Below are 14502 nucleotides of genomic sequence, written 5' to 3'. Positions count from 1 at the left end.
ATAAGACAAAACATCATGACAAAAAAACGCACCGCAGGACTCATGCTCAGTTGGGCAGCCCGGCAACACCGTGGCCGCACCGCCCTGATCTTCGGCGACAACGGCCTGACGTATGACGAGGTTGAGGCCGGCAGTAATCGCCTGGCCCACGCCCTGATTTCCCTTGGAATGCAGGTCGGGGAGCGCATCGCCGTGCTGCTCAACAATTCACCGGAAGCGATCGAAAGCGTCTTCGCGGCCGAAAAGGCCGGTCTGGTCTACGTCGCCCTGAACGCCCGGCACACCTTGGCCGAGCAGATGGCGATCCTCGACGACTCGGGGGCGAGCCTGCTGGTGGTCGGGCCGGAATTCCGTGAGATCGGCTTGGGTGTGCTTGATCGAGTCCCGAGTCTGCGCCATGTCCTGGCGCTGGATTGGCAGGCCCCGCGGGTGTTGGATTATCGGCAACTGCTCGGCTCGATGCCGGCCACTGCGCCGAATGTCCAGGTGTCGCCGCAGGCGTTGCTGCGTATTGCCTATACCTCGGGCACGACCGGCAAACCCAAGGGCGTCACCTACACCGTCAAGCGCTGGTACGAACGCCTGACCAACCATTTCTACGCCATGGAATACAGCCTTGGCGTGACGGACGCGATGTTGCACGTCGGCCCCTTGACCCATGCCGCTGGCGTGCACCTGTTGCCGTGCTACTTGCGCGGTGCGCGCAACGTGATCCTGGAGAAGTTCGAGCCTGTCGAGACGCTGCTGCACATCGAGCGCCATCGCATCACGCAAATGATGTGCGTGCCAACCATGCTCACGCGCTTGCTCGACACCCTCGACAGCGGCGTCGAAGCCGATCTGTCGTCGCTCAAGTGCATCCATTACGGGACCGCGCCGACCTCGGTCGACCTGATTCGCCGAGCCATCGCGCGCTTCGGTCCGGTAATGCGCCAGCAGTACGGAATGACCGAAGCGGTGCAGCCGTTGGCGGTGCTCTATCCGCACGAACACGCAGAGGACGGCGTGCTGCGTTCCTGCGGCAAGCCGACCGCCAACGTGGTGATCAGCGTGCGCAATATCGATGGCGAGGCGCTGCCTGCCGGTGAGATCGGCGAAATCGCCATCGAGAGTGTCGGGATCGGTGAAGTGTCTTTCTGGCGCCGTCCCGATCTCGAAGCCGAGGTGATTCGTGAAGGCTGGTACTACTCCGGCGATCTTGGCTACATCGATGAGCAGGGCTTCCTTTATATCGTCGGGCGCAACAAGGACATGATCATTTCCGGCGGCTTCAACGTCTACGCGCGGGAAGTCGAGGATGCGCTGGAAAGCCATCCGCACGTGCTCGAAGTTGCGGTGCTGGGCTTGCCCGATGCGGAGTGGGGTGAGCGGATCGCCGCGTTCGTGGTCCGGCGCGAAGGCGCCACGCTCGACGGCGAAGCACTCGGTAAGCATTGCTCGGCACTGATCGCCGGCTACAAGAAGCCGCGCCTGATTGAGTTCGTCGACGCCCTGCCGCGCAACAACGCCGGCAAGGTGGTGAAAAACATTCTGCGCGATGACTACCTCGCGCGCTTGCAGAGGAAATCGTCATGAGCACGCCTGTTGCCCCTGAATGGTCCCTGGAACTCGCCGACATCCGCGCTCGCCGCGAAGTTGCCTATGCATTGGGTGGCCCGGAAGCGGTGGAAAAGCATCATGCCCAGGGCAAGCTCACGGCGCGTGAGCGCATCGGTCACCTGCTGGATGGCGAAAGCTTCGAGGAATTCGGCATCCTGGCCGGTGCCGTGAAATACACGGCCGAGGGCCAGATCTCCTCCGCCACGCCAAGTACGGCGGTGGTGGGCGTGGGCACGATCGAGCAGCGACGCACCGTGGTCGCGGCGGATGATTACACCATTCGTGGTGGTTCATCGGAGGCGGCGGTCGCTGAAAAGTGGATCTACGCCGATCGCTATGCCTGGGAATACAAGCTGCCGATCATCCGGATGATCGACAGCGCGGGCGGCAGTGTGAAGCTGCTCGACAAGCTCGGTCACACCAAGATTCCGGGTTATGCGTTGCTGCCGATCACCAATCTGTTGGGTGCCGTGCCGGTCGTCGGCATTGCTCACGGTGCCTGCGCGGGACTCGGTGCGCTGCGGGTCGCCGCCTCGCATTTGTCGATCATGGTGCGTGGCCAGAGCCAGGTCTTTGCCGCCGGCCCACCCGTGGTCAAGCAGGCGTTCGGCATCGATATAGACAAGAACGACCTCGGCGGTTACGACCAGGTGCACCGGCACAGCGGCATGATCAATCTTGCCGCCAACTCCGACGCCGAGGCGCTGGAGTTGGCCAAGCGCTTCTTGTCGTACCTGCCGGGCAATGTCTGGGAGCAGCCACCGCGCGTGATGTCGATCGACACGCCCGGTCGCCGCGATGCGTGGCTCAACGATGCGATTCCGCATGATCGACGGAAGATTTTCAACCCGCACAAAATCATCAAGTCGCTGGTCGACAAAGACAGCCTGTTCGAGATGTCCCCGGATTTCGGCGCGTCGACCATCACCGCGTTTGCCCGTCTCAATGGCTACTCGGTGGGCATTATTTGCAACAACCCGCGCGTCGGCGGCGGCGCGCTGACCCGCGCGGCGGCACTCAAGCAAACGCGCTTCATCGACCTGTGCGACACCTTTCACTTGCCGATCATCTACCTCGTCGACCAGCCCGGCGTGATGACCGGCCAGGAAGCCGAGATGCAAGGCACGCTGGTGGCGGCCATGCAGGCGGTGCACGCCATCGAGCAAGCGAGCGTGCCGGTGATCACCATCGTGCTGCGCCGCTGCGTTGGCCTCGCCGGTGCGATGGTCAGCCCGTGGCATGGCCCGACGGGCACCGCTTTGCCGCACCGGTTTGCCTGGCCTTCGGCGCAGTGGGGCTCGATCCCGATCGAGGGCGGTGTCGCGGCCGCCTATAAGCAGGAAATCGCTGCAGCGGATGATCCGCTGGCGCGGCGCAAGGAGATCGAGGCCCATTACCAGGCCCTGGCTTCACCGCTGCGGACGGCCGAGCGCTTTGGCGTGATCGACGTGATCGAGCCGGACAGTACCCGTCCGCTGCTGTGCAACTGGGTGGGTGACGCGTATCGCCTCACTGCACTTTCCCTTGGGCCGAAGCGGCGGACCATGCGCTAGTCCTGGCAGGACGAGCGGCATCCGGCCTTACCTTCATAACAACAACTCAAAGGTACAGACGATGTTCTGGAAAAAGAGTCCTTGCGCCGTGTTGGCAACGCTGATGGTGATTCACCTGTTGGCCCAGGTGGACCGCAATATTCTGTTGGGTTTCGCGCCGCAAATCACCGGCGAGCTGGCGATCAATAACGCGCAGTACGGCTTTCTGGTCGGCGCGGTCTGGGTGCTGAGCTACGGCGTGATGGCGGTGTTTCTCGGCGCGCTGGCCGATCGACACAGCCGGCCACGGGTGATCGGCGCCGGCATGCTGATCTGGAGCGTTTGCACGATTGCCTCAGGCTACGTGCAGACCTTCGAACAAATGGTTGCGGCGCGTTTTCTGGTGGCCACCGGTGAAGCGGCGTTGGTGCCTGCCGCGACGGCGTTGTTGATGGAGCTGTTCTCGGAAAAGCGCCGGGGCACGGCAATGGGGCTGTTCTACCTGAGCATTCCGTTGGGCATTGGTTGCAGCTTTTTGTTGGCCGGCACGCTCGGCGCCGCTCACGGCTGGCGCACCACGTTCCATGTGCTGGGGATTGCCGGGATCGTCATCGGCCTGCCGTTGCTGCTGATGAGTGACAAGCGCAGCCACCACGCGGCGCAGGAGCGCGGAACCCCGCTGAAGACGCAGATGGCCGCGGTGTTCGCTGAACTGCGCAGCAACCGTGTGGTGCGCTACACCGTGGCCGGTTTTGTGCTGGCGCATCTGGTCTATCCGGGCATTTCGTTCGCGCAACTGTGGATTGCCCGCGAGCGAGGCATGGACCCGGCGACGATCGCCACGACCATGGGCGTCATGCAGATTGTTTTCGGCTCGTTGGGCGCACTGGCCGGCGGTGTTTTGAGTGACCGCCTGGCTCCGCGTTTCAAGGGCGGCCACGCCAGTGTGCTGGTGTTGCTGATGCTGGTGTGCGCGCCGTTCATGGTCGCTTATCGCCTAGTGCCAACCGACTCGCCGTTGTTCTACGTCGGCATGGCGGTCGGGATCTTCATGTTGATGTCGCTTTACGGTTCCGCGACCACCGCGATTCAGGGCGCCGTCCCGGTGCGCATGCGTTCGACGGTGATGGGCTGCTCGATGCTCCTGCTGAACCTGTTTTCGGTGGCGCTCGGCACATTTGTCGTGGGCTGGCTCAGTGATGCGTTGACGGCGGCCGGTGTGGACTCGCCGCTGACCCATGTGTTGCTGGTCAGCGACATCCTTGCGCTGGTGCTGGGTGGGTTTTTCTTTTATGTGGCGGCGCGTATCAAGCGTGAAAGCACGCGTGCGATGCCGGCCATGGGAATCAAGGTTTAGCGTATGTCCAGGTCCGCCGTCATTCAGTTTCAGTCGGGTGTGAGTGTATGGGAGCCGGCGCTGTTGGCCTCGGCACTGTTCGTCGCGGCGCTGCCAGCGGCGCATGCCTTTGAAATCAATACCGGCAATGAAGACTGGGCGGTGCGTTTCGACAACACCTTCAAGTTCAACTATGCCCAGCGGGTTGAAAGCCCTAACAGCAAGTTGGCGAATGCCTGGAACAACAATGATGGTAACCGCAACTTCTCTTCGGGCAGTGCGGTGTCCCAACGTCTGGATGTGCTTTCCGAACTGGATGTGAACTACCAGAAGAAGGCCGGTTTTCGCGTCAGCGCCAACAGCTGGTACGACCACGCCTATGACACTGTCGGTAGCGACAATGCGGCGACCAACCAGCTCAATCACGGGGTGCCGGACTCACGCCATATCAGCGGTTACGCCGATCGCTACTACAACGGCCCGTCGGCGGAAATCCTCGACGCCTTTGTCTTCGGCAGTACCGAAGTCGGCGATGAATCGATCCTCAGCGCCAAGCTCGGCAAGCACACCCAGTACTGGGGCGAGAGTGTCCTGGCGTTTGCCCACGGCAACAGCTACGGCCAGTCCGGCCTGGACATTTCCAAGGCGCTGGCGGTGCCGGGCACTGAAGCCAAGGAATTGTTCATCCCGCGCAACCAACTGTCCGTGAGCTTCACGGTCAACCCGGAACTGACCCTCGGCGCGCAGTACTTCCTCGATTGGGATGCCTCGCGCCTGCCGGAATCCGGGACGTATCTGGGCTTCAACGACGGCATCCAGAATGGCGGGCACAACCTGTCGCTGATCGGTGGCGTCAATCCGTTCTTCGGTGCGCCTGGCGCGATCGGTGCCAATCAATACCTGCGCCTGAGCAATGGCCATACCTTCACCCCCGACAAGCACGGCGACTTCGGCCTGATGGCCAAGTGGAGCCCGGAATGGCTGGACGGCACCCTCGGCGTCTACTACCGCAAGACCTCCGACATCCTGCCGAACCTGGTGCTGCAACCGACCGCCGTTGGCCCGGCGCAGCTGATCTCCGGCAACATCGGCAGCTACAACCAGTTCTATGTCGATGACATCGATATCTACGGCATCAGCCTGTCGAAAAGCGTCGGCGATGTCAGTGTCGGGTTCGACCTCAACTACCGGGAAAACATGCCGCTGGCCAGTGTTGCGGCCACCCTCAGCCCGGCTGCCGCAGCCGCCGGCGTACCAGGCTTCATCGGCAGCTTCAATGGCGAAGACGGCGTGGCACGCGGCAACACCGTGCATGCGGTGCTCAACGGCCTGACCACCTTTGGCGACACGCCGCTCTGGGACAGTTCCTCGTTGCTGGTCGAGGTTGGCTACAGCCGCTGGCTCAAGGTCACCGACAACAAGCAGCTGTTCAAGGGCGAGGACTGGTACCACGGGACCGACAAGGTCACCAAGGACAACTACATCATCGGCGTCAACTTCAACCCGACCTGGTACCAGGTGTTCCCCGGCGTCGATATGTACCTGCCGATGACCTACAACGTCGGCCTCAATGGCACCTCCGCCGTGCAGTTGGGCGGCAACGAAGACGCTGGCAGCTACTCGGTCGGCGTCGGCTTCGACATACGCAACCAATACCGCTTCGACCTCAAGTACGTGGACAACTTCGGTCCATTCGATACCTGCCATTCGCCAGGCAGTGCTGGCAATCCCGGAGAGGGCGCCGCACCGGGCGCTAACGGGCAATACAACTGCACCCCAGGACAAACCACCGCTTTCGGCGGTACTCCGGCCCAGCTCAAGGATCGCGGCATGGTGACGGCCACTTTCAAGACAACTTTCTGATTCGCGATTGCTTAAAAACAATCAGGAGAACGACAAAATGAAATGCATGCACACGCTGTTGAGCGCCTCCCTGGCGCTGACCTTCGCCGGCCTGGTCCAGGCCGCCGTACCGGCCGCAGACGCTGCCAAATTGGGCAGTAACCTGACCGCTGTGGGCGCCGAAAAAGCCGCCAATGCCGATGGTTCCATTCCGGCCTACACCGGTGGGCTGACCAGCCTGCCTGCAGGTTTCAAGGCCGGTGATACCTTCCGCCCGGACCCTTACGCCAGCGAAAAACCATTGCTGGTGATCGACGCCAAGAACGTCGCCCAGTACAAGGACCAACTGACCGCTGTCACCGTCGAACTGGCCAAGCGTTTTCCGAGTTTCCGCGTTGAGGTCTACCCGACGCACCGCAGCGTGGCACTGCCGCAAAGCGTGCTGGATAACACCTTGAAAAACGCCACCGGCGCCAAGTCGCTGGAAGGTGGCAACGCGATCGAAAACGTCTTGCCTGGCGTGCCGTTTCCGATTCCGCAGTCGGGTGCCGAAGCCATGTGGAACCACCTGCTGCGCTATCAGGGCGTCGCTTATTCGACCAAGTATGACTCGTGGAACGTCGACTCTTCGGGCGCGCAAAACCTGGCCACCAGTGGTGAGATTGTCAACTCGTTCCCGATCTTCGAAGACCCAAGCAAGGTCATCGATGGCAAGGACACTTACTTCCAGACCCGCCTGTTCTACACCGGTCCTGCGCGCCGTGCGGGCGAAGCGATCATGCTCAAGGACGCGGCCAACCCGCTGGTGCAGGAGCGTCGTGCCTGGCAGTACCTGCCGGGCCAACGCCGGGTGAAACTGGCACCGACCCTGGCTTACGACACGCCAAACCCGGGCACCGCCGGTTCCGGCACCTATGACGACGTCTACGTGTTCAACGGTGCACTGGATCGCTACGACTGGAAGCTGGTCGGCAAACAGGAAATGATCGTCCCGTACAACACCTATGCGCTGAGCTATATCAAGGATCCGAAAGCCCTGACCACACCGAATCACCTGGCGCCGCAATACGTGCGTTGGGAGAAGCATCGGGTGTGGGTGGTGGAAGGCACGCTCAAGGCCGGCGCCCGTCATGTCTACGCCAAGCGCCGCTTCTATCTGGATGAAGACAGCTGGGTCGCTCTGGCCTCCGACCAGTACGATGCGCGCGGCCAGTTGTATCGCGGTTCTTTCAGCTTCCTCTCGCAAAGCTATGACGTGACCACGCCCAACACCACGCCGCACGTGATCTATGACCTGGTGGGCGGGACGTACAACATCAACGGTCTGTCGGGCGCCTACGGCGGCATCAAGTACATCGCGCCGCTCTCCAAGGCGCAGTGGTCGCCGGACGCGCTGGCCGGTAACGGCGTTCGCTAAGCCAACCGCTAGCAAACGCTCGCACGATCCACTGTAGGAGCGAGCTTGCTCGCGATGGACAAGAGGGCGACGCGGGCATTCAGACAGCACGCGTAATCATTCACGACCATCGCGAGCAAGCTCGCTCCTACAGCGGCATGACCTGCACGTCAGGCACACGCAAGTGTGCCTCGACGCGGCTTTCCGAAGAGGACGCAGTATGTGTTCGTATAAAAATAATATTCTGCAGCTGGCGTTTGGCGTTGTGCTCGGCCTGTCGCAGGGCATCACCCAGGCGTCCGATTACGTCGATGTGCTGGACCTGCCCGCCAAGCCCAGCGCGTTGGCCGTGCGCAGCCCTTTGCTGGACGTCGCCAATGCCGGGCAGCGCCTGGTCGCGGTCGGGCAGCGCGGGCATATCCTTTATTCCGATGATTACGGCCAGCAATGGCAGCAGGCGAACGTACCGGTCAGCAGCGACCTGAGCGCGGTGTACTTTGCTTCCCGCGAGCAAGGCTGGGCGGTCGGCAACGACGGCGTGATTCTGCACAGCAGCGACGCCGGCGTGAGCTGGAAAAAACAACTGGACGGCCGCGAGATCGGCGCGCTGCTGGTCAAGCATTACACGGCGCTGGCGAAGGCCCAGCCGGCCAACGAACAATGGCCGCTGCGGGTCGCCGAAGGTCAGCGGCTGGTCGAGGAGGGCGCCGACAAACCCTTGCTCGACGTCTGGTTCGCCAACGACAAGCTCGGTTACGTGGTCGGCGTGTTCAACCTGATCCTGCGTACCGAGGACGGCGGCCAGAGCTGGACGCCGTTCCAGGACCGTACCGACAACCCGCAGAACTTTCACTTGAACGCCATCGCCTCGACCGGCGATGCGCTGTACATCGTCGGCGAGCAAGGCCTGGTGCTGAAATGGGACGACGCGCAACAGCGCTTCGCCGCCCTGACTACGCCGTATCAGGGCAGTTTTTTCGGGGTGGTCGGCAAGCCGGGCGAAGTCGTCGTCTATGGCTTGCGTGGCAACGTGCTGCGCAGCACGGATGGCGGGTCGAGCTGGACGCCATTCGATAGCGGCCTGCAAGTCAGCGTCACCGCCGCCGCGATTGATGCCCAAGGTCACTACCGTTTGTTCACCCAGGCGGGGCACATGCTGGTCGATCAGGCCGACAACGCCCGGTTGCATCTGATGCCGCAACAAAACCCGTCACCGGTGGCCGGTGCCGCCCTGGCCAGCGATGGTTCGCTGATCGTGGTCGGCAGTCGCGGTGCCCGTGCGCTTCTCAACGAATAAGCGCCAGAATAATAAGAGCGAGTACTCAGACATGGCCCCTACCAAGCAAGACAACATGCCGGTGATCCGCGATCTGCGCGACTTTGATCGGCGCTCCGGCAACCGGCTGGAACGGCTGGTGTTCAACTACCGCCCGCTGTTCATCGTGCTGATGACGCTGGCCACGCTGGTGCTCGGTTTTATGGCGGCGACCCGTCTGGAGTTGCGCCCCAGCTTCGAAAAAATGATCCCGCAGAGCCAACCGTACATCCAGAACTTCCTCGAGAACCGCGCCTCGTTGCGTGGTCTGGGCAACTCGGTGCGGGTGGTGGTGGAAAACACTCAGGGCGACATCTTCGACCCCGAGTATTTGAGCGTACTCAAGCAGGTCAATGACGAACTGTTCCTCACTGACGGCGTTGATCGTGCCTGGATGAAGTCGCTGTGGACGCCCGCCGTGCGCTGGACCGAAGTCACCGAGGAAGGCTTTCAAGGCGGCCCGGTGATGCCCGACGGTTACCAGGGCTCGCCATCGGACATCGAACAGCTGCGGCAGAACATCACCCGCGCCGGCATCGTTGGCAGTGTGGTCGCCAGTGATTTCAAGTCGAGCATGCTGATCGTGCCGCTGCTGGACAAAGCCTCGGCCACGGGCCAGAGCATTAATTACCATCAATTTTCGCGGATGCTCGAAGAGCAGTTGCGCGACAAGATCGAATACGCCGGTAGCAGCGCCGCACGCAAGGCCGGGGAGGAGGGCAAGGGCCAGTACAAGGTCCGGGTGATCGGTTTCGCCAAATTGATGGGCGACCTGATCGATGGCCTGATCCAGGTGATGATGTTCTTTGGCCTGGCCGTGATCACTTCGCTGCTGATCATTTACGCCTACACCCGCTGTGTACGCAGCACGTTGCTGGTGGTCGGCTGTTCGCTGATTGCAGTGGTCTGGCAACTGGGGATCGTTGCGTGGCTGGGCTATGCCATCGATCCGTATTCGGTGCTGGTGCCGTTCCTGATTTTTGCCATCGGCGTGTCTCACGCGGCGCAGAAGATGAACGGCATCATGCAGGACATCGCCCGTGGCACCCACAAGCTGATCGCCGCGCGCTACACCTTCCGCCGTCTGTTCATTGCCGGCGTCACCGCGCTGCTGGCCGACGCGGTGGGCTTCGCGGTGCTGATGCTGATCGACATCCCGGTGATCCAGGACCTGGCGATCACCGCCAGCATCGGTGTCGCGGTGCTGATCTTCACCTCGCTGTTGCTGATGCCGGTGGCGCTGTCGTATGTCGGCGTCGGCGCCAAAGCCGCCGAGCGCGCCCTGAAAATCGACACGCGGACGGCTGCGCATAAAGGCTTTGGCAAACTGTGGGACTGGCTTGATCGCTTCACCACCGCGAAGTGGGCCACCGCCGCCGTCCTGGTCGCCGCCTTGCTCGGCGCCGGCGGCTTCATGATCAGCCTGCACCTGAAAATCGGCGACCTCGACAGCGGTGCCCCGGAGTTGCGGGCCGACTCGCGCTACAACCGTGACAACGCCTACATCACCCAGCATTACGCGCTGTCCAGCGACCTGTTCGCGGTGATGATCAAGACCCCGGCGGAAGGTTGCCTGAGCTACCGAACGTTGATCCTCGCTGACCGGCTGGCCTGGGAGCTGCAACAATATCCCGGGGTGCAGGCCACCGCGTCGCTGGTCAATGCGGTGCGGCAGATCACTGCCGGAACCTACGAAGGCAATCCCAAGCTCAACAGCATCCAGCGCAACCAGAACGTGCTGAACTATGCCGCGCAGCAAGCCTCGGTCAACTCCCCGGAACTGTTCAATACCGATTGCTCGGTGATGCCGGTGATCGCTTTCCTCAAGGACCACAAGGCCGAAACCCTCGACGCCGTGGTGGCCATCGCCGACAGGTTCGCCCGGGACAACAGCACCGATGATCGCCGGTTTCTGCTGGCGGCCGGTTCCGCCGGGATCGAGGCCGCGACCAACATCGTGGTGCGCGAGGCCAATCGCACCATGCTGCTGTACGTCTACGCGGCGGTGACGCTGTTTTGTTTGATTACCTTCCGCAGCTGGCGTGCGACGTTGGTGGCGCTGTTGCCGCTGGTGCTGACTTCAATCCTCTGCGAAGCGTTGATGGTGGTCATGGGGATTGGCGTGAAAGTGGCAACGCTGCCGGTGATCGCGCTTGGGGTCGGTATCGGCGTGGATTACGCGCTGTACTTGCTCAGCGTGCAGCTGCAATACCAGCGTCAGGGTTTGTCGTTGACGCAGGCCTATCGCAACGCCGTGTCGTTCACCGGTCGGGTGGTGGGGTTGGTAGGGATTACCCTGGCGGCGGGTGTGGTGTGCTGGGTCTGGTCGCCGATCAAGTTCCAGGCGGACATGGGCATCCTGCTGACCTTCATGTTCCTGTGGAACATGCTCGGGGCGCTGATCCTGATCCCGGCGTTGTCGCATTTCCTGCTGCGCACCCATCATGTCGTGGGCAAGAAAAAAGCGGCGATGAGCTTGATGCCCGTCGGTTAAGCCGCCGTAACGCGTACGCGGTGTGCCAGGCACACCGCGTAGGCAGGCTGCGCCAGCGCCTACAGGTTCCGATAATTCTCAACCAGCAGCACCAGCGCAATAATGATCATGGCTGCACCAGAGAAACGGCTGACCCGGAGAGCGGCGACAGGGCGCGCCCGAAGCACCACTTGGGAGCCAAATCCAACCAGCAGATAGATCACGCCACAGCTGACGGTGTGCACGAGGCCAAGCGCAATCATCTGCATCGGCACTGGCCAGGGAGCGGTCGCGTCGGCAAATTGAGGCAAGAGCGCCAGAAACAACAGGAACACTTTCGGATTCAGCCCGCTGACGCAAAGCCCCTTGAACGCCCAGCGCTTCCATGAGCCTGACGCCTGGCCCTCATCAGCGTGGGGCGTAGAGGGGCGGGCAAGCAGGTTGGCGCCCAACCACAGCAGGTAGCCCGCGCCGGCAACCGTAAGCGCCGACAAGGCCACAGGGTGATTGGCGACCAGCGTGCCAACACCACCGGCAACAATCAGCGTGGCAATCAAATGGCCGGATAACAGCCCGCCCACGGCAGGCAGGACGACGCGATGCTTTAAGCCCGCCGAGATCGCGTAGGCCCAATCGGCGCCGGGCGTGATGATGAACAGCATCGATACTGCCCAGAATGCAACGAAAACACTGAAAGTCATGGTACTACCGCTCCTTGAATCAAAAGCCGCCGCCGCATCGGTCGTGAGCGGCGCCTGGTCGTGATTGCAGGGAGGAAGAATAATGAAATGTTGATAGAATTTGCTTTCAAAGTTAATCAGCCGAGCGCTGCTGGCGGGGAGAATTTTCTATATGGACAGGATTGATCGCAAGATTCTTGCTGAGCTGCAAAAGGACGGTCGCCTGTCCGTCACCGAGCTTGCCGAGCGCGTGGGCCTGAGCCTGTCTCCTTGCCATCGGCGAGTTCGGGCGTTGGAGGAGTCAGGTGTGTTGCTGGGGTATCGCGCACAACTGGACCCCGGCGCTCTCGGCCTGAACTTCTCAGCCATGGTGTTTGCCACGCTTCGCGAGGGAAACAGGCAAGCGGTCGAAGCGTTCGAGACCGCGCTGGTCGACATCCCCCAGGTGGTCGATGCCCAGCGTTTGTTTGGCGAGCCGGACTACCTGCTGCACGTGATCACCCAGGACCTGCCGGCGTTTCAGCGGCTATACGATGAGAGCCTTTCGACGTTACCCAACGTGCAACGGCTGACCTCGACGCTGGTCATGAAACGGGTGGTTCAGGACCGACCGTTGCCCTTGTGATAGCAGGCGTAAGTCGCTGGCTGTAGGCGGTTGTTTAAAGTGAAGCGGCCGTGACCGCTTCTTGCTTCTCATGTTGATGAACGTTCCAGCAGGCCGTTGTCCCTCCATAAGCAGCTCAAATCTGCCTCGACAAGACTGCAACGGTCGAGCGCTCTGCCACGCCCGATTCCCCCTCTCAGTTTCATCCCCATAAGAAAAACCGATACCTGCTTTTGCATTTCCCAGAGGCGGCGCAGGCACGTGCGGCTTTAGAGTCACGCCCAGCGTTCGACGGTGGTGGCCTCGGCAGAGGCGCGTCGGTCCCGAGCCTGTCGCAATTTCCACAACAATAAGAAGGTGAAAGCATGAGTAACGAAGCGGTCGATATCAAGGCGTGGATCGACAACCGGCCGGTTGCCCGGTATCAGTGGCTGATTATGGCGTTGTGTTTTTTCATTGTTCTTTTCGATGGCTTTGACGTTGCCGTGATGGGGTTTATCGCCCCTTCGCTGATTCAGGCGTGGGGGCTGTCCAAAGCGGCGTTTGGCCCGGTGATGAGCGCCGGCATGGTCGGTCTGGCCATCGGCGCCTTGACTGCCGGCCCTTACGCCGACCGGCTAGGGCGCAAGAAGGTCCTGCTGATTGCCGTGACCGGGTTCAGTGTGTTGAGCCTGGCGTGTGCATTCGCCCGCAACCCTTACGAGCTGGCGGCCCTGCGCCTGTTGACTGGCGTCGCACTGGGCGCGGCATTGCCCAATACCACCACATTGCTTTCCGAATACCTGCCGGAGCGCAATCGTTCGCTGTTTATCACGATCATGTTCACCGGGTTCAACATGGGCTCGGGGCTGGGCGGTTTTCTCGCCGCTTGGTTGATTCCAAGTCACGGCTGGCAATCGGTGCTGCTCGCTGGCGGGATTCTGCCGCTGATGCTGCTGCCTTTCATGTGGTGGCTGTTGCCTGAATCGGCGCGTTTCCTGGCCGCTCGCAATGCGTCCGCCAGCCAGATCGCCAAGGTGCTGAATAAGCTGGGCGGGACCTTTACCGCCGCCACCCGATTCATCATGACCGAGCCTCAGGCCCAGCAAAAAGCCCCGCTGCGCATGTTGTTCACCGAACGCTACCGCTTCGGCACGCTGGCGCTGTGGCTGACCTACTTCATGGGCCTGCTGGTGATCTACCTGACGATGGGCTGGATGCCGACGCTGTTGCGTGAAGGGGGTCTGTCAATCGAACGCGCCGCGACCATCACCGGCCTGTTTCAGATCGGCGGTACGGTCGGTGCGATCGTGGTCGGCTGGGCGATGGACCGACGTAATCCGAATGCCGTTATCGCCACGTCCTATGCGTTGGGTGGCGCCTTCATCCTGCTGCTGGGGGCATTCAGCCTGGAGTCGAGCCTGTTGGCGTTCGGCGTCGTCGCGGCGGGGTTCTGCATGAGCGGGGCGCAGACCGGTCTCAACGCGTTTGCACCGGGTTATTACCCAACCGATTTCCGTGCCACCGGTGTGAGCTGGATGCTGGGTATCGGTCGCTTCGGGGCTATCTTTGGTTCATTGATCGGCGGTGCGGTGCTGAGCCTCGGGCTGGGTCTGCCGTTGCTGTTCGCCCTGCTGAGCGTGCCGGCATTCATCGCGGCACTGGCGATCCTGGCCAACGGTCACGCACGACGCCGAGTGAATCAGGCCCTGGTGGCGCAATAATTCTCTTCGTACAAAAGGAACT

Annotated in this window: 10 protein-coding genes; 9 read left to right on the top strand and 1 reads right to left on the bottom strand. The window is 61.8% G+C overall.

Features of this window, described 5'->3' with window-relative positions; all coding sequences use genetic code 11:
* Positions 1 to 15 precede the first annotated feature (15 nt).
* The 7 genes from ACIPL2_RS09570 to ACIPL2_RS09540 all read left to right on the top strand — a co-directional run bounded on the left by ACIPL2_RS09570 (position 16) and on the right by ACIPL2_RS09540 (position 11514).
* Positions 16 to 1575 carry a class I adenylate-forming enzyme family protein gene (locus tag ACIPL2_RS09570; RefSeq protein WP_401355380.1) on the top strand — a complete coding sequence of 520 codons (1560 nt, stop codon included), beginning with the start codon at positions 16 to 18 and terminating at the stop codon, positions 1573 to 1575.
* Positions 1572 to 3152, top strand: a complete 1581-nt coding sequence (locus tag ACIPL2_RS09565; protein WP_401355377.1) for an acyl-CoA carboxylase subunit beta — start codon at positions 1572 to 1574, stop codon at positions 3150 to 3152. The genes ACIPL2_RS09570 and ACIPL2_RS09565 overlap by 4 nt, the downstream gene beginning before the upstream one ends.
* 61 nt (positions 3153 to 3213) lie before the next feature.
* On the top strand, positions 3214 to 4488 hold the full coding sequence (locus ACIPL2_RS09560; protein ID WP_401355374.1) for a spinster family MFS transporter: 1275 nt from the start codon (positions 3214 to 3216) through the stop codon (positions 4486 to 4488).
* 3 nt (positions 4489 to 4491) lie between these two features.
* Positions 4492 to 6330 (top strand): DUF1302 domain-containing protein, encoded by a 1839-nt coding sequence (locus tag ACIPL2_RS09555; protein WP_401355371.1) that lies wholly within the window; start codon positions 4492 to 4494, stop codon positions 6328 to 6330.
* A gap of 37 nt (positions 6331 to 6367) precedes the next feature.
* On the top strand, positions 6368 to 7726 hold the full coding sequence (locus tag ACIPL2_RS09550; protein WP_401355368.1) for a DUF1329 domain-containing protein: 1359 nt from the start codon (positions 6368 to 6370) through the stop codon (positions 7724 to 7726).
* A 199-nt stretch (positions 7727 to 7925) separates the two neighbouring features.
* Positions 7926 to 9002 (top strand): WD40/YVTN/BNR-like repeat-containing protein, encoded by a 1077-nt coding sequence (locus ACIPL2_RS09545; protein ID WP_401355366.1) that lies wholly within the window; start codon positions 7926 to 7928, stop codon positions 9000 to 9002.
* A 31-nt stretch (positions 9003 to 9033) separates the two neighbouring features.
* A complete protein-coding gene (locus tag ACIPL2_RS09540; protein WP_401355364.1) occupies positions 9034 to 11514 on the top strand; it encodes an RND family transporter in 2481 nt (826 codons plus the stop codon).
* Between the two features lie 59 nt (positions 11515 to 11573).
* Here ACIPL2_RS09540 and ACIPL2_RS09535 read toward each other — a convergent pair whose 3' ends face one another.
* Positions 11574 to 12194 (bottom strand): LysE family translocator, encoded by a 621-nt coding sequence (locus tag ACIPL2_RS09535; RefSeq protein WP_401355360.1) that lies wholly within the window; start codon positions 12192 to 12194, stop codon positions 11574 to 11576.
* A gap of 151 nt (positions 12195 to 12345) precedes the next feature.
* Between ACIPL2_RS09535 and ACIPL2_RS09530 the strand changes: the two genes are divergently transcribed.
* Together ACIPL2_RS09530 and ACIPL2_RS09525 are read left to right on the top strand one after the other, a co-directional pair.
* Positions 12346 to 12798, top strand: coding sequence for an Lrp/AsnC family transcriptional regulator (locus ACIPL2_RS09530; protein WP_401355357.1), 453 nt, complete (start codon positions 12346 to 12348; stop codon positions 12796 to 12798).
* A 344-nt stretch (positions 12799 to 13142) separates the two neighbouring features.
* Positions 13143 to 14480, top strand: coding sequence for an MFS transporter (locus tag ACIPL2_RS09525; protein WP_401355355.1), 1338 nt, complete (start codon positions 13143 to 13145; stop codon positions 14478 to 14480).
* The last annotated feature ends 22 nt before the right edge of the window (positions 14481 to 14502 follow it).

It is taken from the genome of Pseudomonas sp. NPDC086251 (assembly GCF_044746405.1).
Lineage (GTDB): Bacteria > Pseudomonadota > Gammaproteobacteria > Pseudomonadales > Pseudomonadaceae > Aquipseudomonas.
Note: the sequence above shows the minus strand (reverse complement) of the source record. Positions and strands in the feature narration are given on the sequence as shown.

Coding starts and splice junctions, on each gene's coding strand:
- ACIPL2_RS09570 (WP_401355380.1), top strand. CDS start 16: ATGACAAAAAAACGCACCGCAGGACTCATGCTCAGTTGGGCAGCCCGG.
- ACIPL2_RS09565 (WP_401355377.1), top strand. CDS start 1,572: ATGAGCACGCCTGTTGCCCCTGAATGGTCCCTGGAACTCGCCGACATC.
- ACIPL2_RS09560 (WP_401355374.1), top strand. CDS start 3,214: ATGTTCTGGAAAAAGAGTCCTTGCGCCGTGTTGGCAACGCTGATGGTG.
- ACIPL2_RS09555 (WP_401355371.1), top strand. CDS start 4,492: ATGTCCAGGTCCGCCGTCATTCAGTTTCAGTCGGGTGTGAGTGTATGG.
- ACIPL2_RS09550 (WP_401355368.1), top strand. CDS start 6,368: ATGAAATGCATGCACACGCTGTTGAGCGCCTCCCTGGCGCTGACCTTC.
- ACIPL2_RS09545 (WP_401355366.1), top strand. CDS start 7,926: ATGTGTTCGTATAAAAATAATATTCTGCAGCTGGCGTTTGGCGTTGTG.
- ACIPL2_RS09540 (WP_401355364.1), top strand. CDS start 9,034: ATGGCCCCTACCAAGCAAGACAACATGCCGGTGATCCGCGATCTGCGC.
- ACIPL2_RS09535 (WP_401355360.1), bottom strand. CDS start 12,194: ATGACTTTCAGTGTTTTCGTTGCATTCTGGGCAGTATCGATGCTGTTC.
- ACIPL2_RS09530 (WP_401355357.1), top strand. CDS start 12,346: ATGGACAGGATTGATCGCAAGATTCTTGCTGAGCTGCAAAAGGACGGT.
- ACIPL2_RS09525 (WP_401355355.1), top strand. CDS start 13,143: ATGAGTAACGAAGCGGTCGATATCAAGGCGTGGATCGACAACCGGCCG.